This window comes from Mesorhizobium sp. M0954, from assembly GCF_040319155.1.
Classification (GTDB): Bacteria; Pseudomonadota; Alphaproteobacteria; order Rhizobiales; family Rhizobiaceae; genus Mesorhizobium.
This window is the reverse complement of record NZ_JAMYNR010000010.1, coordinates 176,886-198,784: the sequence shown is the minus strand read 5'-3', so window position 1 is coordinate 198,784 and position 21,899 is coordinate 176,886. Positions and strand designations below refer to the sequence as shown.

Below are 21,899 nucleotides of genomic sequence, written 5' to 3'. Positions count from 1 at the left end.
ATGTTTTCTTATTGAACCGAACTGGAGACGCGATAGCAGTTCTCAGATTGCCCTAACACGCATACAAACTCTTCCTTACCGCGCTTCAGACGGATGTATTCATCATAACGATCGTCAACCCAAGAGACACAGTAAGGCCTCGGCCGGCTGGGCACTTGGGCAACAAACGACTCGATCGGACACGGAAGAGAATGAAAACCCATCCCGTCATCCATCGGCGCATGCCTCTCGTATGTACGCCCCATCAGCAAGTCGCCCTCCGAGACCAGCTCAAACCCGATCTTGAGCAGGTCTCGCGAAAGCAATCGACCATCCGGGGCCCAAGCAGGAACTTGGGCCGCCATGGTCAGAACCGCTGCGGTGACAAGCGCGTTCATTGCTACCGATCCACCTCACCAAACACGATGTCGAGGGAGCCGAGAACGGCGGTGACGTCGGCCAACATGTGGCCGCGACACAAAAAGTCCATGGCCTGGAGGTGCGCGAAGCCGGGCGCGCGCAGCTTGCAGCGATAGGGTTTGTTGGTGCCGTCGGAGACCAGATAGACGCCGAACTCACCTTTCGGCGCCTCGACCGCCGCATAGACCTCGCCGGCCGGCACGCGGTAGCCTTCGGTGTAGAGCTTGAAGTGATGGATCAGCGCTTCCATCGAGCGCTTCATCGCCGCGCGCTTCGGCGGCACCACCTTGCCGTCGAGGTTAGACACCGGCCCGCTGCCTTCCTTGCCGAGCAACAGGTCGACCGACTGGCGCATGATTTTCGCCGACTGCCGCATCTCTTCCATGCGTACCAGATAACGGTCGAAACAGTCGCCGTTCTTGCCGATCGGAATGTCGAAATCCAGCTCGGCATAGCATTCGTAGGGCTGCGATTTGCGCAGGTCCCACGGCGCGCCCGAGCCGCGCACCATGACGCCGGAAAAACCCCAGGCCCATGCGTCGGCCAGAGACACCGTCGCGATGTCGACATTGCGCTGCTTGAAGATACGGTTGCCGGTCAAAAGCGCGTCGAGATCGTCGACCGATTTCAGGAATGGGTCGATCCACTTGCCGATGTCCTCGATCAGCTTCTGCGGCAGATCCTGATGGACGCCCCCGGGGCGGAAATAGGCAGCATGCATGCGCGAGCCCGAGGCGCGCTCATAGAACACCATCAGCTTTTCGCGCTCGACGAAGCCCCACAGCGGCGGCGTCAGCGCGCCGACATCCATCGCCTGCGTCGTCACGTTGAGGATATGCGACATGATGCGGCCGATTTCCGAATAGAGAACTCGGATCAACTGGCCCCGCTTCGGCACCTCGATACCGAGCAGCCGCTCCGCGGCAAGCGCAAAGGCATGCTCCTGGTTCATCGGCGCGCAATAATCGAGCCGGTCGAGATAGGGCACGGCCTGCAGATAAGTCTTGGCCTCGATCAGCTTTTCCGTGCCGCGATGCAACAGACCGATATGCGGATCGACGCGATCGACGACTTCGCCGTCGAGCTCCAGCACAAGGCGCAAAACGCCATGCGCCGCAGGGTGTTGAGGGCCAAAATTAATGTTGAAATTGCGGACGGAGGTTTCAGCCATTTTTTCTATATACTCATTGCCCCAGTACCGGAGCTTCGATCCTCAACAAATCAGATTTTGATGTCCTTACCCTGTGCCTTCAGGGCAGCTTGTGTCTGCCGGAGTGCCTCAGGGACGATGGTTTTTTGGAAGTACTCGGCCAGATACGGCAGTTTGGCCATATAGGCCGGCGTCTTTGCCAAAATACGCGACCCCATCGGCGACGCGTAAAAGTCATCCATCGCCTCCACTTCATCGGGATCGAAGGCTTCCAGCAGCATCAACGCCGTCAGATGCTCTAGAGTCTCCGAGTTATCCAGCAATGCTCGCTTGATGAAGTCATCAGCAAACTCACCCGCATCGCTGTCTGAAATCGAGGGATTGGCTCCTTTCAATTCAGCTATCGTTTGCTGCCGCAAGGCGGGCGCCATCGCTTTGAAATTTGCGTTCATGTTGAAATTTCGAACATAGCGCAAGGCAGCGCTGACCGCTTTGGGATCATATTTTTGCAGCTTAGACTCAAAATTGCCGTCAGGAATGCTATCCGCTCGACCCGTCAAGTCACCGGCCAACAGCGCGAAAAACGATACGATCACGATCGGAAGCCAATGCCGTGATATTTTTATCATTGTTTCGCCTTTTCGTCGCCTGGAAGCACGTAATCCGTACCTTCCCACGGAGACAGAAAATCGAAATTGCGGAATTCCTGCTTGAGCTCCACCGGCTCGTAGATGACGCGCTTGGCTTCGTCGTCGTAACGCACCTCGACGAAGCCGGTCAGCGGAAAGTCCTTGCGCAGCGGATGGCCTTCAAAGCCGTAGTCGGTCAGGATCCGCCGCAGATCGGGATGGCCCGAAAACAGCACGCCGTAGAGATCGTAGGTCTCGCGCTCGAACCAGTCGGCGCCGGGATATATCCCGGTGATCGACGGCACGAGCGTCTCTTCGTCGGCCTGGACCTTGAGCCGGATGCGGATATTCTGCTTCGGCGACAGCAGGTGATAGACGACGTCGAAGCGCTTTGCCCGTGACGGATAATCGGCGCCGCAAACGTCGATGATCGAAATGAACTGGCATTTCGGGTCGTCGCGCAGGAAGGTCACCACCTCGATCAGGTCGCGCGGCTCGACCGAGATAGTGAGTTCGCCATAGGCGAGCACCGCCGCGCCGATCCGGCCGATCAGCTTCTCGCCGAGATAGGTCGAGAGGTCATTCAACGCCTGGGTCATGCCGCTCACCGCTCGATCGTGCCGGTGCGGCGGATCTTCTTCTGCAGCAGAAGGATGCCGTAGAGCAGCGCTTCGGCGCTCGGCGGACAGCCGGGCACGTAGATGTCGACCGGCACGATGCGGTCGCAGCCGCGCACCACCGAATAGGAATAATGATAATAGCCGCCGCCATTGGCGCAAGAGCCCATCGAGATGACGTAGCGCGGCTCCGGCATCTGATCGTAGACCTTGCGCAGCGCCGGCGCCATCTTGTTGGTCAGCGTGCCGGCGACGATCATGATGTCGGACTGGCGCGGGGACGCGCGCGGCGCGACACCGAACCTCTCCGAGTCATAGCGCGGCATCGACGTATGGATCATCTCGACGGCGCAGCAGGCGAGGCCAAACGTCATGAACATCAGCGAGCCGCTGCGCGCCCAGGTGATCAGCGCCTCGGTCGAGGTGACGAGAAAGCCCTTGTCGGCGAGCTCGTTGTTGATCTCCAGGAAGAATGGATCGTCGGACCCGACCGGCCTGCCGGTGTTGGGGTCGATGAGGCCCTTGGGCTTCGGCGCGACGAGCGTACCGGAACTGTCGTTCAATCCCATTCCAGCGCTCCTTTTTTCCATTCATAGGCAAAGCCGATGGTCAGCACCGCCAAAAACACCATCATCGACCAGAAACCGAGCATGCCGATCTGGCTGAACGACACCGCCCAAGGAAACAGGAAGGCCACCTCCAGATCGAAGATGATGAACAGGATCGACACCAGGTAGAAGCGGATATCGAACTTCATGCGGGCGTCGTCGAACGAGTTGAAGCCGCACTCATAGGCGGAAAGCTTTTCCGGATCGGGGTTGCGGTAGGCCACCAGGAACGGTGCAGCGAGCAGCGCCAGCCCGACGATCAGCGCCACGCCGATGAACAGGACGATGGGCAGGTACGAACCTAAAAGTGCGTTCATGCTGCAGTTTCCGTTGGCGGCCAATCCACTCTGATTACAGCACCGGACCCACTTGCGGAAGCGTGACAGTTTAACCACTGAACCGTTTTAAGGGGGCTCTATGCTGCAACGCGGCGAGGGTTAGCGCAGCGCTTTCGGCGAAGCAAGTCAAACCTTGTTCAAATCGCGGTGCTGGACGGCATATCCGGGAAAACTGGTCCGATCCGCTCCTGTTTGATTTCCTTCACTTTTTACTCCACTTTTCTCTCCTGACATGGATGCCGCCAAAACCCTGCTAGCATGGCACGGAATCGCAGGTCATTTTCTCTGTCTAAAATCCTCCGGATGCCGCCTTCATGAAGGAAAAAATCTCGCTTGCCACGGCCCGCCGCATCGCGCTCGCGGCACAGGGATTCAATGACCCGCGACCCACCGGCACGCCTGACCGCCGGCATCTGGCCCGCGTGCTTGCCCGTACCGGCCTGCTGCAGATCGATTCCGTCAGCGCCGTGGTGCGCGCCCACTATATGCCGCTCTATTCGCGGCTTGGCCCCTACAAGCTGGCGCTGCTCGACGACGCCGCCGTAACGCGCAAGCGCATGGTCTTCGAATATTGGGCGCACGAAGCCTCCTTCTTGCCGGTCGAGACCTATCCGTTGATGCGCTGGCGCATGCAGCGGGCCGAGTGCGGCGACGAAATGTACAGCGGATTGGCCAAATGGGGCCGCGAGCACGCCGCCTATATCGAAGACATCTATCGCGAGGTCGCCGAACGAGGCCCGATCGCGGCGTCGGCTTTCGAAGGGCAGAAGGGTTCGGGCGGCTGGTGGGGCTGGAGCCATGCCAAGCACGCCTTCGAATGGCTGTTCTGGGCCGGCCGCATCACCACGGCGCATCGCCGCGGCTTCGAACGGTTCTACGATCTGCCGGAGCGCGTGCTGCCGCCAACAATACTGAGTCTGCCAACGCCCTCCACCGAAGACGCTCACCGCGAATTGCTGCGCATCTCGGCCCGCGCCCACGGCATCGCCACGGCAGGAGACCTGCGCGACTATTTCCGCCTCTCGCCCGCCGACATCAAGGGCCGCATCGAGGAGTTGGTCGAGGCCGGCGACCTGTTGCCGGTGAGCGTCGAAGGCTGGAACAAAACAGCCTATCTCCACAAGGACGCCCGTTTGCCGCGCAAGATCGAGGCGCGCGCCTTGCTCGCGCCGTTCGATCCTGTCGTCTTCGAGCGGTCGCGCACCGAGCGGTTGTTCGATTTCCACTACCGCATCGAGATCTACACGCCGGCCGAAAAGCGCCGGTATGGCTATTATGTGCTGCCATTCCTGCTCGGCGACAGCATCGTCGGGCGCGTTGACCTCAGGGCCGACCGCCCGGCCGGCGTACTGCGCGTCCATGCCGCCTATGCGGAGCCCGGCGCCTCGCTGCAAACCGCAGCCGAGCTTTTCGAAGAATTGAAGCAGATGCAGGGCTGGCTCGGCCTGGAACGCATCGAGGTGACCGCTGCCGGCGACCTCGGCCGGCCGCTCGCGGATATCGCCGCGCCATAGACGTGCGTTGACACGACTGCCCCCACAAGCCTAAATCCGTTCCAGACGGTCCCCTGCCCGCAACGGCAAGGGCCAAGAGGGAATGCGGTGCGAAATCTCGATTTCAAATCCGCGGCTGTCCCCGCAACTGTAAGCGACGAGCCAAGGCCGAAAACCACTGGGATGTTCCCGGGAAGGCGGCACCCAGGCGATGACCCGCGAGCCAGGAGACCTGCCGTCTAGGACATAAGAATCCGATCGCCTGGCGGGTTTTCCGGGCAAGGAGCCTGATTTGGAACGCGACAGCAGTTTTCCGGCTGAGACAGCGGATTTATTGTCCGGCCTTGGTGATTCCCCGGCCGGCGTTACCGTCATCGTCTGCTCGTCATGCCGTGACGAGACCGGTTCGGACGCTCATCCGCGCGCCGGCGAACTGCTCGCAGAGGACACGCGCCGCGCCGCTTCCAGCGAAAACATCAAAATCCGCACCGTCGAATGCCTCGGCAATTGCAAGCGCCGGCTCAGCGCGGCCATGCTGCGCGACGGCTGCTGGAGTTACGTCTTCGGTGATCTGACCACGACCAGCGGCGCCGATCTCGTCACCGGGGCAAAGCTGTTTGCCACCTCGACGGATGGGCTCATTCCTTGGCGCGGCCGTCCCGATTGCCTGAAGCGCGGCCTTGTTGCCCGCATCCCTCCCCTCGACCTTTTGAAGGACCTGACATGACCGCTGCCTCCCTTTCACGCGTTTCCTGCACCGTGGTCACCGGCTTTCTCGGCGCCGGCAAGACGACGTTGATCCGCCATTTGCTCGAAAACGCCAAAGGCAAGCGCCTGGCCATCATCGTCAACGAGTTCGGCGACATCGGCATCGACGGCGAGATTCTGAAGGGCTGCGCCATCGACACCTGCCCCGAGGAAAACATCGTCGAGCTGGCCAATGGTTGCATCTGCTGCACCGTCGCCGATGATTTCGTACCGGCGCTGGACCAGATCCTGTCGCTGACGCCGAGGGTCGACCACATCCTGATCGAGACATCCGGCCTCGCTTTGCCCAAGCCGCTGGTCCAGGCCTTCCAGTGGCCGTCGGTGAAAAGCCGCGTGACGGTGGACGGCGTCATTGCCGTGGTCGACGGACCGGCGCTGGCTGATGGCCGCGTAGCCAACGACATGGACGCCCTGCAGGCCCAGCGCGCGCAGGACGAGACGCTCGACCATGACGATCCGGTCGAGGAAGTGTTCGAAGACCAGCTCGCCTGCGCCGACCTGATCATCCTGTCGAAGAGCGACCTGATGGACGCAGCCGGCTCGGCCCGTGCCAATGCCGTCATCGGCAAGCACGTTGCGCGGGCGGTGAAGATCGTACCGACTTCGCAAGGCAAGGTCGACCCGTCGGTGCTGCTCGGCCTCGGCCTCGCCGTCGAGGACGACATCGAGAACCGCAAGACCCACCACGACGACGAGCTCGACCACGAACATGACGATTTTGACTCGTTCGTCATCGACATCGCGTCTGTGTCCAACCCGGACGAGCTCGCACAACGGGTCGCCACGGCGGCGGAGGAAGAAAACGTGTTGCGCGTCAAGGGTTTCGTCGAAGTCGGCGGCAAGCCGATGCGGCTCCTGCTGCAGGCCGTCGGTCCGCGCGTCAACCACTATTACGACCGCGCCTGGACCGCTGAAGACGACCGCCGCTCGCGCCTGGTCGTCATCGGCCTGAAAGGGCTGAACCGCCCGGCCATCGAGCGTATCCTCGCCGGCTGACCCCAGGTACGAGCCGCGATGCACATCCTCACCACCACATCCGCCTCGCTCGACGATCTCGCCGAGCCTGTCGATCTCAGGCAAACGCCTGCGGATGTCGTGGCGCTGTCCTTCACCGACAGCGACCTGGCCGGGCTGGCGGCGGCGTGGAGGGCAGATGCGCACCGCCTGCCGTCGATGCGGCTCGCCGCCTTGCGCGACCTGCGCCATCCGATGTCCGTCGACCTGTGGATCGACAGCGTCGCCCGCCACGCCAAGGTCATTCTGGTCCGCATCCTCGGCGGCTATGACTGGTGGCGCTATGGCTGCGACCAGCTCGCCGCTATCGCGCGAAATCGCGGTATCAAGCTGGCGCTGCTGCCGGGCGAGAGCCACGACGAGGATTTGCGGCTGATCGAAGGCTCGACGCTGCCGCGCGAGGAGTTGGACGGCCTGCTTGGCTATTTCCGCGAGGGCGGACCGGCAAATATGACGGCGCTGGTGCAGAGGCTGGCAAGTCTCGCTGGATCGGGTGCGGCTGTAGCCGAACCTGTCAGCGTGCCAAAGGCGGGATTTTACGAGCCGGGACTGGGGGTCGCAGAACGCGGCGTCCCCCTCCTCCTCGAGAGGAGGGTCCGGCCGCAGGCCGGGGGCGGGATCCTCTCCGAAGCGCGCCTACACAAAACGTCGACCACTGCCGTGACGACCCCACCCGGCCGTGCGGGCCACCCTCCCCTCGAGGGGGAGGGGGACGTCGTGCCAATTCTCTTCTACCGTTCGATGCTGCTCGCGGCCGATGTCGCGCCCATCGACGCGCTTTTCGAAGCCCTGCGCCACCGCGGCATGGTTCCCGTGCCTATGTTCGTCTCCAGCCTCAAGGACCCGGCGTCGCTCGCCTTTGTCGAAACCGCGCTCGCAACCCTGAAGCCTGCCGCCATCATCACCGCCACAGCTTTCGCCTCGGGTGCCGAGCCCGGCGTTGAAACCCTGTTCGACCGCGCCGGCGTGCCGGTGTTCCAGGTCATCGTCGCAACCACCCGCCGCGACATCTGGCAAACCAATCAGCGCGGCCTGGCGCCCGCCGACCTTGCCATGCATGTCGTCCTGCCCGAGCTCGACGGCCGCATCCTGGCCGGCGCCATTTCATTCAAGGGCGAAAGCGAAACCGACCCGGCGCTGGCCTTCCGCGCCTTCGCCAACCGGCCTGAGCCCGACCGCGTGGCGCAAGTGGCGAACCGTGTCGAGGCCTTCGTGCGCCTGCAGCGGACGCCGCGTGCGGAGCGCAAGCTCGCCATCCTGATCCCCGACTATCCGAGCGCCCCCGGTCGCACCGGCTACGCGGTTGGTCTCGACGTGCCGTCCAGCGTGCTGGCAATGCTGCGCGACCTCAGCGAACAGGGCTACGCCGTTGAAAGCATTCCACAAACGCCGCGCGAGTTGCTGGATGCGTTGGAAAAGGACAGCCAAGGGCTGGCATTGAAGGAGTATTTGACCTTCTCGACGGAATTGCCGCCGTCGGCCATCGCTGCGGTGGAAGCCGCATGGGGAAATCCAGAAGATGAGACAGGTTTGTGCGAGGCACCCCCCTCTGTCCTGCCGGACATCTCCCCCTCAAGGGGGGAGATTAGCAGTTCCGCCACCGGCTCTCCCTTAAGGCCCTCGGTAATTGGCGAAAGTAGAGACAACAGCGCAATCTCCCCCCTTGAGGGGGAGATGTCCGGCAGGACAGAGGGGGGCGCGACAGAACGCCAACCTTCGCTGCTGGTCAGCGAAAAACAATTCGCCTTCCGCACAGCCACCTTCGGCAACGTCACCGTGGCACTCGCCCCTGACCGCGGGCGCTCAGCCGACCGCCGCGCCGACTATCACGACCCGACGCTGCCGCCGCGCCATGCGCTGGTCGCCTTTGGGCTCTGGCTGCGCAAGTCGCTCGGCATCCATGCAATTGTCCATGTCGGCGCCCATGGCACGCTGGAGTGGCTGCCCGGCAAGACCGTGGCGCTCAGCAAAAACTGCTTTCCCGAGATAGTCACCGGTCCCCTGCCCGTCATCTATCCCTTCATCGTCTCCAACCCGGGAGAGGCAGCGCAGGCCAAGCGGCGCATTGCCGCCGTCACGCTCGGCCATCTGCCGCCGCCGCTGACCGGCGCCGGGCTGGACGAAAACCAGCACCGGCTTGAACGACTGGTTGACGAATATGCCCAGGCCGACGGGCTCGACCGCCGCCGCCGCGACCGCCTGGCGAAGCTGATCGTCGAGACGGCGGAAAAGACCGGCCTCGCCTCGGAAGCCGGGGTTGCCCAAACCGACGTCCCCGACGAAGCGCTGCGCCGCATCGACGCCTGGCTCTGCGATCTCAAGGATTTCGCCATCAAGGACGGCCTGCACATTTACGGCCGCTCGCCGGAAGGCGAGGCTGATCCGTTGCGGCGGCAAAGCGCGGCAGCTGAAAAAACCGCGCTGCTTGCCGCCCTCGACGGCCGCCACGTCGCTGCCGGTCCGGCCGGTGCGCCGGCGCGTGGCCGGAGCGATGTGCTGCCCACCGGCCGCAATTTGTTTACCGCCGACCCGCGCACCATGCCGACGCCGACCGCCTATGATCTGGGCAAGGTGGCAGCGGAAGAAGTGGTCCGCAGCTACATGCAATCGCATGGCGACTGGCCGCGCTCGCTGGTCATCGACCTGTGGGGCTCGGCCTCGCTGCGCACCGGCGGTGAGGAGATCGCGCAAGGCCTGGCGCTGATGGGCTGCCGGCCGCAATGGGATTCCGCCACCGGCCGCATCACCGGCATAGATGTGCTGCCGCCGGCAACACTCGGCCGTCCGCGCATCGATGTCATCTGGCGCATATCGGGCCTGTTCCGCGACATGTTCCCGACCCAGATCGCGCTGATCGACGCCGCGGCCAACGCGGTGGCGACCCGCGACGAGGATGATTCGGAAAACCCGCTCGCCGCTAGGACCCGCATCGACGGCAAGATCAGCCCGCGCATTTTCGGCACCTCGCCGGGCACTTACGGCGCGGGCGTCGAGGACTTGTTGTCGAGCGGCGACTGGGCCGCGCGCGAAGAGATCGGCCGCACCTATCTCGCCGCCACCTCGCACGCCTATGGCGGCTCCGAGGGCAAAGGCATTTCGGCGCCCGGCGCGTTCGAGGATCGCCTCGCCGAGGCCGACCTTCTGGTTCATACCGGCGACGACCCCGGCCGCGACATCCTCGAAGGCTCGGCCGACGTCGCCTTCATCGGCGGCTTTTCGGCAGCGCTTGCCGCGCTCGGCAAGAACGCCGACGTGATCGTGCTCGACACCACGGACCCGCAAAAGCCGAAGCCGCGCTCGATCAGTGAGGCCGTATCCCGGGTAGTTCGCGCCCGCGCGGTCAACCCGCGCTTCATCGCCGGCCAGCTGCGGCACGGGCCGCGCGGCGCCTCGGAATTCGCCGAGACGGTCGACCGGCTGGTCGGCTTTGCCGAGACTACCCATGCCATATCGGGCACGCTGATCGAGGCGGTGCACGACGCCTATCTTGGCGACCCCGTGGTGCGCGCCTTCATCCTGCGCGAGAACCCGGCGGCGGCGAAGGTGATCGCCGAGCGTTTGCTGTCGGCACGGCGGCGCGGGCTCTGGCATCCGCTGCGCAATTCGATCGATGGCGATCTCGCCGCACTGATTGCCGAAGCGCAAGCGCTGGGAGTGGCGGCATGAACGCTTTCTCGCTCCGTGGCGCCTGCCCTGCCTTGTCCGCGCCGATGCAGACCGGCGACGGGCTGCTGGTGCGGCTCAATCCGGTCGCTGGAGGACTGTTGCCGAAATCGTGGATCGGACTCTGCGAATCCGCCTTGCGCCATGGCAACGGTATCATGGAAGTGACCGCCCGCGGCAGCCTGCAGATCCGCGGCCTGACGCCGGCAAGCGCGCGGCTGCTGGCGATGGAGGTCGATGTGCTCGGCATCGCGGTGCGCACCGGCGTGCCGGTCGAGACCGGCCCGCTGGCCGGGCTCGACCAGGAGGAGATAGCCGACCCGCGCCCAATGGCGCAGCGGATTCGGGCGGCAATTGAGGACGCCGGTGTTACGCAACGCCTTGGCCCGAAGGTGTCGGTGATTGTTGACGGCCGCGGGCAACTGACGATGGATGCGGTTACGGCCGATGTCAGGCTGGTCGGGGTGCGGGCCGCCGACGGAATTAAGTGGCGGGTATCGCTCGCCGGAGATGCGCAGGGTGCCACGCCGCTGGCGATGTCCGAGGAAGATGCGGCTTGTGACATCGCCGTCGCCATTCTCAGGATGGTTGCCGAAAAGGGCCGCGATGCCCATGCGCGGGATTTGACGGCGAGGCAGCTGAGATCTCTCGCAAGTTGGCGATCCGTCGCGCCCCCCTCTGTCCTGCCGGACATCTCCCCCACAAGGGGGGAGATCGGCAGCTTCGCCGGCGGCTTCCCCCCAGCACCTTCGGCGATTGGCGAAATCGGAGACGAAGGCGCAATCTCCCCCCTAGAGGGGGAGATGTCCGGCAGGACAGAGGGGGGCGCGAAGGATCGCCGGCCCATCGGAGTTTTCGATCTGGCAGCCGGCAGTACCTCCCTCGGCATCGGTCTGCCGTTCGGCAGCATACCAGCGCAAAAACTTATCAATCTCACCCAATACGCCCTCACCCTCGGCACCACCGAAATCCGCCTGGCGCCGGGTCGCGCGCTGCTTTTGCTTGGCCTCTCCCCAGCCGCATGTCTTTCACTCCAGAAAACCGCCGCAGCCCTCGGCTTTGTCACCGACGGAGCCGATCCGCGCACCAGGATCGCCACCTGCCCCGGCGCACCCGCCTGCGCCTCCGGCCGGATCGCCACCCGCGACATCGCCGAGATCATCGCTACAGAAAACCGCGACATCCTTGATTCCTCGCTGACGCTGCACATCTCCGGCTGCGCCAAGGGCTGTGCCCATCCCGGTCCGGCGGCGCTGACCCTGGTCGGTGGCGAAAACGGAGCCGGACTTGTCGTGGACGGGACGGCAAAGGCATTGCCCGCCGGATACAGGCCGGGCTACGACGCCGCGCACGGCATCGGCCGCGTTGCAGCGGCGATCCGCAGCGCACGACATTCCGGCGAGACTGCTGCCGCCTGCCTGGCAAGGCTCGGCGCGGCCGGCATCACCGAAATCTACCGACAGGAATGAGCATGCCCGCCCAGAACGCCTACGACTACATCCATGATGGCACGGCGATCTACGAGCGCTCCTTCGCCATTATCCGCGCCGAGGCCGACCTTTCGCGCTTTTCCGAAGCCGAGGCCGAAATCGCTATCCGCATGATCCACGCCTGCGGCCAGGTCGATGCTTGCAGGCACTTCGTTTTCTCGAGCGATTTCGTCGCCGCCGCGCGCACGGCGCTGGCGGCCGGCGCGCCGATCTTCTGCGATGCGCAGATGGTCTCGCATGGCGTCACGCGCGCCCGGCTGCCGGCCGGCAATGAGGTGATCTGCACGCTGCGCGATCCGCGGACCGCCGACATCGCGAAAAAGATCGGCAACACCCGCTCGGCCGCCGCGATCGACCTGTGGGGCGAGCGCATGGCCGGTTCGGTCGTCGCCATCGGCAATGCGCCGACAGCCCTTTTCTATCTGCTGGAAAAGCTGCGCGACGGCGCGCCGAAGCCGGCGGCGATCATCGGCATGCCGGTCGGGTTTGTCGGTGCCGCCGAATCGAAGGATGCGCTGGCCGAAAATTCCTATGGCGTGCCTTACGCCATCGTGCGCGGCCGGCTGGGCGGCAGCGCCATGACCGCCGCCGCACTCAATGCATTGGCGAGGCCGGGCCTATGAATACGATTGCAAAAGGCAGGCTTGTCGGCGTCGGCACCGGACCCGGCGACCCGGAACTCTTGACGCTGAAGGCAGCGCGCGCGCTCGCCGAGGCCGATGTCGTCGCGCATTTCGCCAAGCGCGGCAACAACAGCAATGCGCGCGCCATTGTCGGCGCGCATTTTCGCCCTGATCTGATCGAACTGCCGCTGCTCTACCCGGTGACGACCGAGATCGACAAGGACCACAGCGATTACCGCTCGCAGATAACCGATTTCTACGAGCAATCGGCCGAAAAGGTCGCCGCGCACCTCAGCGCCGGCAGGATGGTCGCTGTGCTTTCGGAAGGCGACCCGCTTTTCTACGGCTCCTACATGCATCTTCATGTCCGGCTGGCGCACCGCTTTCCGAGCGAAGTCATTCCCGGCGTCACCGCCATGTCCGGCTGCTGGTCGGCGACCGGCCTGCCTATCGTCCAGGGTGACGACGTGCTGACGGTGCTGCCGGGCACCATGAGCGAATTCGAGCTGACGCGTCGCCTCGCCGATACCGACGCTGCGGTGATCATGAAGGTCGGCCGCAACCTGCCCAAGATCAGGCGCGCGCTGGAGGCAACCGACAAGCTGGCGCGGGCCATCTATGTCGAGCGCGGCACCATGCCGGGCGGCGTCTCGATGCGGCTGGCCGATAAAAAGGACGACCAGGCGCCTTATTTCGCCATCGTGCTGGTGGCCGGCTGGTCGGGCCGGCCAAGCGCATTGAAAGCCGAAGCATGAGCGGCCGCCTCACTGTCATCGGCCTCGGGCCCGGCAACGCCGACCAGGTGACGCCGGAGGCAACCCGCGCCGTTGCCGAGGCAAAATTCTTCTACGGCTATAAACCCTATCTCGACCGGCTCGATCTGCGCCCCGACCAGATTCGCGTCGCTTCCGACAATCGCGAGGAACTCGCGCGCTCCAGGGACGCGCTGCTCAAGGCTGCGGAAGGCCACGATGTCGCCGTCGTGTCGGGCGGCGATCCCGGCGTCTTCGCCATGGCCGCGGCCGTCTGCGAGGCGATGGAGGCGGGCCCACCCGAATGGCGCGCGGTCGACATCGCCATCGTGCCCGGTATCACCGCCATGCTCGCCGTCGCCGCCCGCATCGGCGCGCCGCTCGGCCATGATTTCTGCGCCATCTCCCTGTCCGACAATCTGAAGCCGTGGGATCTGATCGAGCTACGCCTGCTGGCGGCAGCCGGCGCTGGCTTCGTAATCGCGCTCTACAACCCGATCAGCAAGGCGCGCCCATGGCAGCTAGGCCGCGCCTTCGAATGCCTTGCTGCGATCCTGCCCGGCACCACGCCGGTGATCTTCGGCCGTGCCGCCGGCCGTCCCGACGAGCGCATCGAGGTTTTTCTGCTGGCCGACGCCGATGCCGCGAAGGCCGACATGTCGACCTGCATCATCATCGGCTCGCCGGAAACCAGGATCATCAAGCGGGGTGACAAGGCCGCGCTGGTCTACACGCCGCGTTCGGCAGCGGGCCCAAGAACATGACCGACCAGAACATGATCGACCATCGCGGCAAGAGATTCGACGGTCTCAGCCGACGTGACGTCCGGCAGCGCCGGCCTGCGGATCATCACCACCTCGATTCCCAGCGCTCGCGCCGCCGCGATCTTGCCGTAGGTCGCCTCGCCGCCGCTGTTTTTGGAAACAACGACTTCGATGTGGTGTTGCAGAAGCAGTGCATGTTCGTCGACTTCCCGAAACGGCCCGCGCGCCAAGAGATAGGTCGCATCGGGCACAGCGAGCCTGGGCTCGACCGGGTCGACACTGCGGATGAGATAATGATGCTGGGGAGCGGCCTTGAAGGCAGCGACCTCCTGTCGCCCGAGCGCCAGGAACACGCGGCGCGGCACCGGTCCCAAAGCCGTCACCGCGCTGGCAACGGTGTCGACCAACATCCAGCGATCACCTTCGACCGCCTCCCATCCGGGACGCCTGAGCGCAACGATAGGCACGCCGGTCATGCGCGCTGCTTCCGCCGCATTGGCGGAGATTCGCGCCGCATAGGGATGCGTGGCGTCGATCAGCAGGTCGATCTTGTTCTGGCGGAGATACGCCGCCAGCCCGCCGGCACCGCCGAAGCCGCCGACCCGCACCGGCACCCCCTGCGCGGCCGGGTTTTCGGTGCGGCCGGCCAGCGACAGCATGACCGAAATATCCGCGCGCGCGGCCAGCTTTCCGGCCATTTGCCGGGCTTCGGTGGTTCCGCCGAGGATCAGTATGCGGTGGGTCATTATGCCTGCTGAAGCTCCGCGCGGCGCCAAGCTCACCTCAAAGTGGCTCACGATCATCGGCATCGGCGAGGACGGTGTAGCGGCTCTCGGCGACGAGGCCAAGCGGTTGATCGCGGAGGCCGAATTCGTCTTCGGCGGCAAGCGCCACCTTGCCCTCGTCGCGTCGCTCGCCAAAGGTGAAGCGCGCGCCTGGCCGACACCTTTCGATGCCGAGATGCGCGGCGTGCTGGCGCTCTCCGGCAGACGCGTCTGCGTGCTGGCCTCCGGCGATCCCCTCTTCCACGGTGTCGGAGTCACCCTCGCCCGCAAGGTCGCGGCAGAGGATATGCGGGTGATCCCCGCGCCCTCGGCCTTTTCGCTGGCCGCCTCACGCCTGGCCTGGGCGTTGCAGGACGTCGAGACCATTTCGCTGCACGGCCGCTCACTCGACCTGATCCGGCCGTTGCTGCATCCTTGCACCCGCATTCTCGCGCTGACCTCGGACAGCGATGCGCCAACAGCGATTGCCCGTCTTATGACCGAGCTCGGCTTCGGCGCTTCGCGGCTGACGGTGCTGGAGGCGCTGGGCGGACCGAACGGAGGGCTGCGCTCGGCGAGCGCCGGCGCCTTCGACCTCGAAAAGATCAACCCACTCAACGTGCTCGCGATCGAAGTTGAATCGACTTCGCAAGCGCGCATCGTGCCGCTGACAGCGGGACTTGCCGATCATCTGTTCGAGCATGACGGCCAGATCACCAAGCGCGAAGTGCGCGCCGTCACCCTGTCCGCTCTCGCGCCAAGGCGCGGCGAACTGCTGTGGGACATCGGCGCCGGATCGGGCTCCATCGGCATCGAATGGATGCTGGCCCATCCTTCCATGCGCGCGATCGCCGTTGAGGCCGATCCGGCCCGCGCCGCGCGCATCCGACGCAACGCCGCGGCTTGCGGCGTTCCCGGTCTCACCGTCGTCGAAGGTTCGGCACCGCAAGCTCTTGCCGGGCTGGAGACGCCCGCGGCGATCTTCATCGGCGGCGGCGGCAGCGATGCCGGCGTGCTGGAGGGAGCCATGGATGCCTTGCCTGCCGGCGGCCGCCTCGTCGCCAATGCGGTGACCCTGGAGATGGAGGCGCTGCTGCTTTCCCGTCACGCCGCGCACGGCGGTCAGCTCACCCGCATTGCTATATCCCGTGCTTCGCCGGTCGGTTCGATGCAGGCGTGGCGGCCGGCTATGCCGGTTACCCAATGGAGTTGGGTCAAGCCATGATGGTCGCGGGCATCGGCAGCCGCAAAGGCGTCAGCGCAACGGACGTGCTTGCCGCGGTAGAAACCGCGCTGGAGGCGCACGGGCTTGCCCTGCCCGCGCTTTCGGCCCTCGCGACCGCGTCTCTCAAGCAGGATGAGGCGGCAATCTTCGACGCCGGACGCGAACTCCGCCTTCCGGTAATCGTTGTCGGGCAGGACGAACTCAAAGCCGCATCTACGACCAGCCGTTCCGACCTATCGCAGGAGCATGCCGGCACGCCGTCAGTTTCCGAAGCCTCGGCGCTTGCCGTCGCCGGCAAAGGCGCAAAACTGCTCGGGCCGCGCACGGTGCTCGGCGCTGTCACCTGCGCCATCGCCATCAGCGGAGATGCGGCATGACCGTTCACTTCATCGGTGCCGGCCCCGGTGCTGCCGACCTCATCACCTTGCGCGGCAGCCGACTGCTCGGCAGTTGTCCCGTCTGCCTCTATGCCGGATCGATCGTCGCGCCGGAGCTGTTACAGCACTGCGCGCCCGGAACGAGGTTGATCGACACCGCGCCGATGTCGCTCGATGAGATCGAGGCCGAATATCTGGCCGCCCACGCGGCCGGCAATGATGTCGCCCGCCTGCATTCCGGCGATCTTTCGGTGTGGAGCGCCGTTGCCGAGCAGATCCGCCGGCTGGAAAAGCACGGCATTCCTTATACGCTGACGCCGGGCGTGCCGTCATTCGCCGCTGCGGCGGCAGCGCTGCGCCGCGAGCTGACCATTCCAGAAGTCGCGCAAAGCCTGGTGTTGACCCGAATCTCCGGCCGCGCCTCGAAAATGCCGCCTGGCGAAACGCTGGCCGGCTTCGGCCGCACCGGCGCCACGCTGGCCATCCACCTTGCCATCCACGCCATCGACCGCGTCGTCGCCGAGCTGACGCCGCATTACGGCGCCGACTGCCCGGTCGCGGTCGTCTTCCGTGCCTCCTGGCCGGACGAGCGCGTGCTGACCGGCACGCTGGCCACCATCGAGGCGCAATTGGCCGCCGATCCGATGGAACGCACGGCAATCATCTTCGTCGGCCGCTCGCTGGCGGCCGAAGGCTTTGGCGAAAGTTCACTGTATGACGCGCATTACCAGCGGCGCTTTCGCGGACGGGACGGATTGTGAGCGGCAGCAATAGAAACACTACGGTCGAGCAGGCGCTCACCCGGCTGAACTTCAAGCCGCGCCAGCTGGAGCCCGGTCACGTCTGGCTAGCCGGTGCCGGCCCTGGCGATCCCGGCTGCCTGACGCTGGAAGTGCTGGCCGCCCTCGGACAGTGCGACGCGCTGGTTTATGACGCGCTGGTCTCGCCCGCGGTCGTCGCCGTCGCCGAGGGCGCGGAACTGTTCTATGCCGGCAAACGCGGCGGCAAGCCGTCGATGAAGCAGGACGACATAACCGCTCTGCTGGTCCGGCTGGCGCGCGCGGGCCGGCGCGTCGTCAGGCTGAAGGGCGGCGACCCCTATATTTTCGGGCGTGGCGGCGAAGAGGCGCTGGCGCTGGCCGGGGAAACTATCCCGTTCCGCATCCTGCCTGGCCTGACGTCCGGCCTCAGCGCGCTGGCCGCGACCGGCATTCCCGGCACCATGCGCGGCATCAACAAGGCGCTGATCCTGGCGACCGGCCATGCCGCCGGCACCGATGATGATCTCGACTGGGCGGCAATCGCTCGCACCGGCCAGCCGGTGGTCATCTATATGGGTATGGCCAACCTGCCGCTGATCGCCGCTTCGCTGCTCGAGGGCGGCCTGCCATCTTCGACGCCCGCCGCGGCCATCGTTGCCGCGACGACGCCGCAGGAGCGTATCGTCGTCGCCACGCTCGCGACGATTGCCGAGGAAACGGCCGCAGCCGGCTTGACCTCGCCGGCGCTGATCGTCGTCGGCGGGATCGTCGGGATGCGCGCGGCACTGGCGGGTGAGTCATGACCCGCGCCATCATCATCGGCGCGCCGCGCTCGGGCTCGGGCAAGACCAGCGTCACCATCGGCATTTTGCGCGCACTTGCCCGGCGCGGCCTAAAAGTGCGCGGCGCCAAATCCGGCCCGGACTATATCGATCCCGGCTTCCACACCGCCGCCACCGGGTTGTCCGGCGTCAATCTCGACAGCTGGGCAATGCCGCCCGCCCTGCTCAACGCACTGGCCGGCGAAGCGACCGAGGACGCCGACTTCATCTTCCTCGAAAGCGCCATGGGCCTGTTCGACGGGATCCCTGCTGCTCCGGGCCGTTCCGGCTCGGCCGCCGATCTCGCCCGGCTCTATGGCCTGCCGGTGCTGCTGGTGCTCGACGTCTCCGGACAGTCGACCACGGCGGCGGCCGTCGCCAAGGGCTTTGCTATTTATGACCCCGATGTGCGCATGGCCGGGGTCGTGCTCAACCGGCTGGGCAGCGAGCGCCACCGCCGGCTATGCGGCGATGCCATCGAGGCACTTGGCCTGCCTGTCGTCGGCGCCATCCTGCGCGATCCCTCGCTCAACCTGCCCGAGCGCCATCTCGGCCTCGTCCAGGCCGGCGAATATGAGAATCTGATGGCGCATCTCGACCGGCTGGCCGACATGGTCGAGCGCTCGCTCGACCTTGACGCCATTATGGCGCTGGCGGCGCCATTCACGCCCGCGCCAGGCAATTTCGACGACGCGCTGCCGCCGCCCGGCCAGCGCATCGCACTGGCAGAGGACGCCGCCTTCACCTTCCTCTATCCGCACGTTGCCACGCATTGGCGCAAGGCCGGCGCCGAGATCGTTCCCTTCTCGCCGCTCACCGATGAGGCGCCAGGCGACGATTGCGATGTCTGCTGGCTGCCCGGCGGCTATCCCGAGCTTCATGCCGGCCGCCTCGCGGCCGCGGCGAATTTCAGGGCCGGCATGGCTCGGTTCGCCACCACGCGGTCGGTGCACGGCGAGTGCGGCGGCTTCATGGTGTTGGGCGAAGCGCTCGAGGACGCGTCGGGCGAGACGCATCGGATGCTTGGCCTCCTCGGCCATTCGACCAGCTTCGCCAAGCGCAAGATGAATCTCGGCTACCGCGAGGCGCGGCTGCGGTCCGGCTGTCCGCTCGGCAGCCAAGGCACGCTGATCCGCGGCCATGAATTCCACTACGCGCAGATGATTGCGACCGGCAATGACGAGCCGCTGGCCGACCTCGCCGACGGTCAAGGAAATCCGCTCGGCGCCTCGGGCTACCGGCGCGGCAATGTCAGCGGCACGTTCTTCCATGCCATTGCGAGGGGCGAGAGCATGATCCCGAACCGAAGGACCGCGTTAGCGAAAAGTGGTAGCCGGTTTTCGGAATAGAATCATGCTCAACCTCCAGATCCCCTCGCAACAGCAAATTCTCGATGATATCGCGCTTTGCCTCGTCTTCTTTACCCGGCTGCCGCTGCCGCAAGCCGACTTCCGTGGCCGCAGCCTTGCCGCTGCGATCTGGGCTGCACCCGTTGCCGGCCTCGCCGTTGCTGTTGTCGGTGGGCTGGTCTACGCCGTGGGCACAAGGCTCGGCCTTGCCACGGCTCCCGCTGCCGCATTGACCCTTGCCGCGATCTTGCTCGCTACCGGCTGCCTGCATGAAGACGGGCTTTCGGACGTCGCCGACGGCTTTGGCGGCGGCAAGACGCGCGACAGGAAACTCGAGATCATGCGCGACAGCCGCATCGGTGCCTACGGCGCCTGCGCGCTCGGCATCTCGCTGCTGATCCGCTGGAGCGTGCTCTCTGGATTCGCCGGCCCGGCCCATGTCTTCTGGGCCCTTATTGCCGCGCATGCGGGCTCGCGCGGCCTGCTCGGCGCCTTCATGCACCTGCTGCCGCCGGCCCGCGCCGACGGCCTCTCGGCTGATGCAGGCTTAGTCACCGCCGAAACCGCGGGTGTCGGTGCCGTGCTCGGCGCCGTCGCGCTGCTGGCGCTTGGGTTCAGTGCTGCCATGTTCGCGCTCATCCTGCTTGCGTTCTTGTTTGCCGCGTTTCGAGCGCTTTGCCTCAACCAGATCGGCGGCCAGACCGGCGACACCGTCGGCGCCCTGCAGCAGCTCGGCGAGATCGCAATCCTGCTCGTCGCTTCCATTTCCCTTTCCTGACTCTGTTTCGGAGATTTTGCCCCCATGCCTTTCAAATCGCTCGATGAACTGCGCGCCGCCTGCCTCGACCTGCCCATTGGCAGCGACGCCGCGGCCAATGCCGTCGCCCGCCGCCAGGACACGCTGACCAAGCCGCAAGGCAGCCTTGGCCGGCTGGAGACAATAGTCGCCTGGCTGGCGCGCTGGCAGGGCCGCGACATGCCAAAGCTCGACCGTGTCAAGGTCTTGGTCTTCGCCGGCAATCACGGCGTCACCGCGCAAGGCGTGTCGGCCTTCCCGTCGGAGGTCACCGTGCAGATGGTGGCGAATTTCGCCGGCGGCGGCGCCGCCATCAACCAACTTGCCCGCGTCGCCGGCGCGGAGCTGGACGTCATCCCGCTAGACCTCGACCGTCCGACCGGCGACTTCACGCAAGAGCCCGCAATGGACGACGAGGCCTTCCTCGCCGCTGTCTCCGCCGGCTACGACGCGATCAGCAGGGAACTCGACCTTGTCTGCTTCGGTGAAATGGGCATCGGCAACACCACGCCGGCGGCGGCCATCTCGACCGCGCTGTTCGGCGGCGGCGCGGAAAGATGGTCCGGGCGCGGCACCGGCGTCGACGACGCCGGCCTCGAGCGCAAGATCATCGCCATCGAGGCCGGCCTGAAGCGCCACGCCCCGGCGCTGGCCGATCCCCTGAAGGTAGCGGCAGCCCTCGGCGGCCGCGAGCTTGCGGCGATCTTGGGCGCTACACTGGCGGCGCGCCATCTCGGCGTGCCGGTGCTGCTCGACGGCTTCGTCTGCACCGCCGCCGCGGCACCCTTGGCCGGGCTGCATCCTGCCGGCCTTGCCCACACCATGGCCGCTCATGTCTCGGCCGAGTCCGGCCACCGCCGCCTGCTCGAAGCGCTCGGTCTGCCGCCGCTGCTTGATCTCGGCATGCGTCTCGGCGAAGGCTCAGGCGCTTGCCTGGCGGTCAACATCGTCCGCTCGGCGCTCGAATGCCATGCCCGCATGGCAAGCTTCGCCGAGGCCGGCGTGTCGGAGAAGTAAGGCGGAGCCAAGCGCGGATCGCGTTGATGAACAAACGCTCACAGATCTTCGGAGACCCCAAACAGGGGCTTCGCGATATTCTTGCTCGGATCATCAGAGATTTCGACAGCAAGAGCGGCGCCTTTGCCGGGCTGAAATACAATTCGCCGTGGATACTCGCCACCGAGGATTGGGCAGAGCGATCGGGCCATACGGTCGAAGAGCTATGCGAGATGATTTCTCAATGGCGAATCTCAATCTTTTCTGGCGAGCAGACAGACCCGAGAATCGTTCAGATTTTTGAAGATCTTCGCAGCGCCGCGGAAGATTGGCGAACCGAGACAGACTACATCGATCCACCGCTTCCCTACGATCCTGAAGAGGCAAAATTCCCCAATCGCAAAGAACTGAAAGCGCATACCCTCAGGGCTTGGGGATTCTTTGGGATTATCGACGCAGTGGCATAGCTATGATGCCAAGGACCTTAGGTTCTGCGGAATTT

Annotated in this window: 23 protein-coding genes and 1 riboswitch; of the genes, 16 read left to right on the top strand and 7 right to left on the bottom strand. The window is 65.2% G+C overall.

Going from position 1 to position 21,899, the window contains the following annotated elements; all coding sequences use genetic code 11:
• Nucleotides 1–8 precede the first annotated feature (8 nt).
• The 6 genes from NKH93_RS16370 to NKH93_RS16345 are packed head-to-tail and all read right to left on the bottom strand — an operon-like array spanning nucleotide 9 to nucleotide 3,720.
• A complete protein-coding gene (locus NKH93_RS16370; protein WP_352919428.1) occupies nucleotides 9–377 on the bottom strand; it encodes a hypothetical protein in 369 nt (122 codons plus the stop codon).
• Nucleotides 378–379: 2 nt separating this feature from the next.
• Nucleotides 380–1,570 (bottom strand): NADH-quinone oxidoreductase subunit D, encoded by a 1,191-nt coding sequence (locus NKH93_RS16365; RefSeq protein WP_352970879.1) that lies wholly within the window; start codon nucleotides 1,568–1,570, stop codon nucleotides 380–382.
• Nucleotides 1,571–1,620: 50 nt separating this feature from the next.
• Nucleotides 1,621–2,178, bottom strand: a complete 558-nt coding sequence (locus tag NKH93_RS16360) for a DUF2059 domain-containing protein (RefSeq protein WP_352470231.1) — start codon at nucleotides 2,176–2,178, stop codon at nucleotides 1,621–1,623.
• The gene (locus tag NKH93_RS16355; protein WP_352470230.1) at nucleotides 2,175–2,777 is read right to left on the bottom strand and encodes an NADH-quinone oxidoreductase subunit C; all 603 of its coding nucleotides are present in this window, start codon (nucleotides 2,775–2,777) and stop codon (nucleotides 2,175–2,177) included. Before NKH93_RS16355 ends, NKH93_RS16360 begins: the two co-directional genes overlap by 4 nt.
• Before the next feature lie 5 nt (nucleotides 2,778–2,782).
• Nucleotides 2,783–3,364, bottom strand: a complete 582-nt coding sequence (locus NKH93_RS16350; protein WP_023670824.1) for a NuoB/complex I 20 kDa subunit family protein — start codon at nucleotides 3,362–3,364, stop codon at nucleotides 2,783–2,785.
• Nucleotides 3,355–3,720 carry an NADH-quinone oxidoreductase subunit A gene (locus NKH93_RS16345; protein ID WP_023676631.1) on the bottom strand — a complete coding sequence of 122 codons (366 nt, stop codon included), beginning with the start codon at nucleotides 3,718–3,720 and terminating at the stop codon, nucleotides 3,355–3,357. Before NKH93_RS16345 ends, NKH93_RS16350 begins: the two co-directional genes overlap by 10 nt.
• A 335-nt stretch (nucleotides 3,721–4,055) precedes the next feature.
• On the opposite strand from NKH93_RS16345, the gene NKH93_RS16340 reads away from it, so the two are divergent.
• The 8 genes from NKH93_RS16340 to NKH93_RS16305 all read left to right on the top strand — a co-directional run bounded on the left by NKH93_RS16340 (nucleotide 4,056) and on the right by NKH93_RS16305 (nucleotide 14,308).
• On the top strand, nucleotides 4,056–5,255 hold the full coding sequence (locus NKH93_RS16340) for a winged helix-turn-helix domain-containing protein (RefSeq protein ID WP_352817123.1): 1,200 nt from the start codon (nucleotides 4,056–4,058) through the stop codon (nucleotides 5,253–5,255).
• A gap of 29 nt (nucleotides 5,256–5,284) precedes the next feature.
• Nucleotides 5,285–5,488: riboswitch (cobalamin riboswitch) on the top strand.
• A 38-nt stretch (nucleotides 5,489–5,526) separates the two neighbouring features.
• Entirely contained in the window at nucleotides 5,527–5,961 is a 435-nt protein-coding gene (locus NKH93_RS16335) for a DUF1636 family protein (protein ID WP_352817126.1), read from the top strand.
• Nucleotides 5,958–6,998, top strand: coding sequence for a cobalamin biosynthesis protein CobW (cobW, locus tag NKH93_RS16330; protein ID WP_352817129.1), 1,041 nt, complete (start codon nucleotides 5,958–5,960; stop codon nucleotides 6,996–6,998). Before NKH93_RS16335 ends, cobW begins: the two co-directional genes overlap by 4 nt.
• A gap of 18 nt (nucleotides 6,999–7,016) precedes the next feature.
• Nucleotides 7,017–10,682, top strand: coding sequence for a cobaltochelatase subunit CobN (locus NKH93_RS16325; RefSeq protein ID WP_352919434.1), 3,666 nt, complete (start codon nucleotides 7,017–7,019; stop codon nucleotides 10,680–10,682).
• Nucleotides 10,679–12,148, top strand: a complete 1,470-nt coding sequence (gene cobG, locus NKH93_RS16320) for a precorrin-3B synthase (RefSeq protein WP_352919437.1) — start codon at nucleotides 10,679–10,681, stop codon at nucleotides 12,146–12,148. Before NKH93_RS16325 ends, cobG begins: the two co-directional genes overlap by 4 nt.
• Nucleotides 12,145–12,792, top strand: coding sequence for a precorrin-8X methylmutase (locus NKH93_RS16315; protein ID WP_502893717.1), 648 nt, complete (start codon nucleotides 12,145–12,147; stop codon nucleotides 12,790–12,792). The genes cobG and NKH93_RS16315 overlap by 4 nt, the downstream gene beginning before the upstream one ends.
• Complete coding sequence (locus NKH93_RS16310; protein ID WP_352817140.1) at nucleotides 12,789–13,547, top strand: precorrin-2 C(20)-methyltransferase; 759 nt, start codon at nucleotides 12,789–12,791, stop codon at nucleotides 13,545–13,547. The genes NKH93_RS16315 and NKH93_RS16310 overlap by 4 nt, the downstream gene beginning before the upstream one ends.
• Nucleotides 13,544–14,308, top strand: a complete 765-nt coding sequence (locus NKH93_RS16305) for a precorrin-3B C(17)-methyltransferase (RefSeq protein WP_352919440.1) — start codon at nucleotides 13,544–13,546, stop codon at nucleotides 14,306–14,308. The genes NKH93_RS16310 and NKH93_RS16305 overlap by 4 nt, the downstream gene beginning before the upstream one ends.
• On the opposite strand, the gene NKH93_RS16300 is transcribed toward NKH93_RS16305, so the two are convergent.
• Nucleotides 14,272–15,054: a cobalt-precorrin-6A reductase gene (locus NKH93_RS16300; protein WP_352919443.1), complete on the bottom strand. Its 783-nt coding sequence runs from the start codon at nucleotides 15,052–15,054 to the stop codon at nucleotides 14,272–14,274. The two genes, NKH93_RS16305 and NKH93_RS16300, sit on opposite strands and share 37 nt — an antisense overlap.
• Nucleotide 15,055: 1 nt before the next feature.
• Here NKH93_RS16300 and cbiE point away from each other — a divergent pair, with 1 nt between their 5' ends.
• Genes cbiE through NKH93_RS16260 form a run of 8 tightly spaced genes read left to right on the top strand, consistent with a single transcriptional unit; the run spans nucleotide 15,056 to nucleotide 21,864 of the window.
• Nucleotides 15,056–16,297, top strand: a complete 1,242-nt coding sequence (cbiE, locus tag NKH93_RS16295; protein ID WP_352919446.1) for a precorrin-6y C5,15-methyltransferase (decarboxylating) subunit CbiE — start codon at nucleotides 15,056–15,058, stop codon at nucleotides 16,295–16,297.
• Nucleotides 16,294–16,674 carry a cobalamin biosynthesis protein gene (locus tag NKH93_RS16290; RefSeq protein WP_352919449.1) on the top strand — a complete coding sequence of 127 codons (381 nt, stop codon included), beginning with the start codon at nucleotides 16,294–16,296 and terminating at the stop codon, nucleotides 16,672–16,674. Before cbiE ends, NKH93_RS16290 begins: the two co-directional genes overlap by 4 nt.
• Nucleotides 16,671–17,435, top strand: a complete 765-nt coding sequence (cobM, locus tag NKH93_RS16285) for a precorrin-4 C(11)-methyltransferase (RefSeq protein WP_352470218.1) — start codon at nucleotides 16,671–16,673, stop codon at nucleotides 17,433–17,435. Before NKH93_RS16290 ends, cobM begins: the two co-directional genes overlap by 4 nt.
• Nucleotides 17,432–18,238, top strand: a complete 807-nt coding sequence (cobA, locus tag NKH93_RS16280) for a uroporphyrinogen-III C-methyltransferase (protein WP_352919452.1) — start codon at nucleotides 17,432–17,434, stop codon at nucleotides 18,236–18,238. The genes cobM and cobA overlap by 4 nt, the downstream gene beginning before the upstream one ends.
• Nucleotides 18,235–19,605, top strand: coding sequence for a cobyrinic acid a,c-diamide synthase CobB (locus NKH93_RS16275; protein WP_352919455.1), 1,371 nt, complete (start codon nucleotides 18,235–18,237; stop codon nucleotides 19,603–19,605). The genes cobA and NKH93_RS16275 overlap by 4 nt, the downstream gene beginning before the upstream one ends.
• 4 nt (nucleotides 19,606–19,609) lie before the next feature.
• Nucleotides 19,610–20,383 carry an adenosylcobinamide-GDP ribazoletransferase gene (locus tag NKH93_RS16270; RefSeq protein ID WP_352919458.1) on the top strand — a complete coding sequence of 258 codons (774 nt, stop codon included), beginning with the start codon at nucleotides 19,610–19,612 and terminating at the stop codon, nucleotides 20,381–20,383.
• A 24-nt stretch (nucleotides 20,384–20,407) separates the two neighbouring features.
• Nucleotides 20,408–21,418 (top strand): nicotinate-nucleotide--dimethylbenzimidazole phosphoribosyltransferase, encoded by a 1,011-nt coding sequence (gene cobT, locus NKH93_RS16265; protein WP_352919461.1) that lies wholly within the window; start codon nucleotides 20,408–20,410, stop codon nucleotides 21,416–21,418.
• Between the two features lie 26 nt (nucleotides 21,419–21,444).
• Nucleotides 21,445–21,864, top strand: coding sequence for a hypothetical protein (locus tag NKH93_RS16260; RefSeq protein WP_352831137.1), 420 nt, complete (start codon nucleotides 21,445–21,447; stop codon nucleotides 21,862–21,864).
• Nucleotides 21,865–21,899 lie beyond the last annotated feature (35 nt).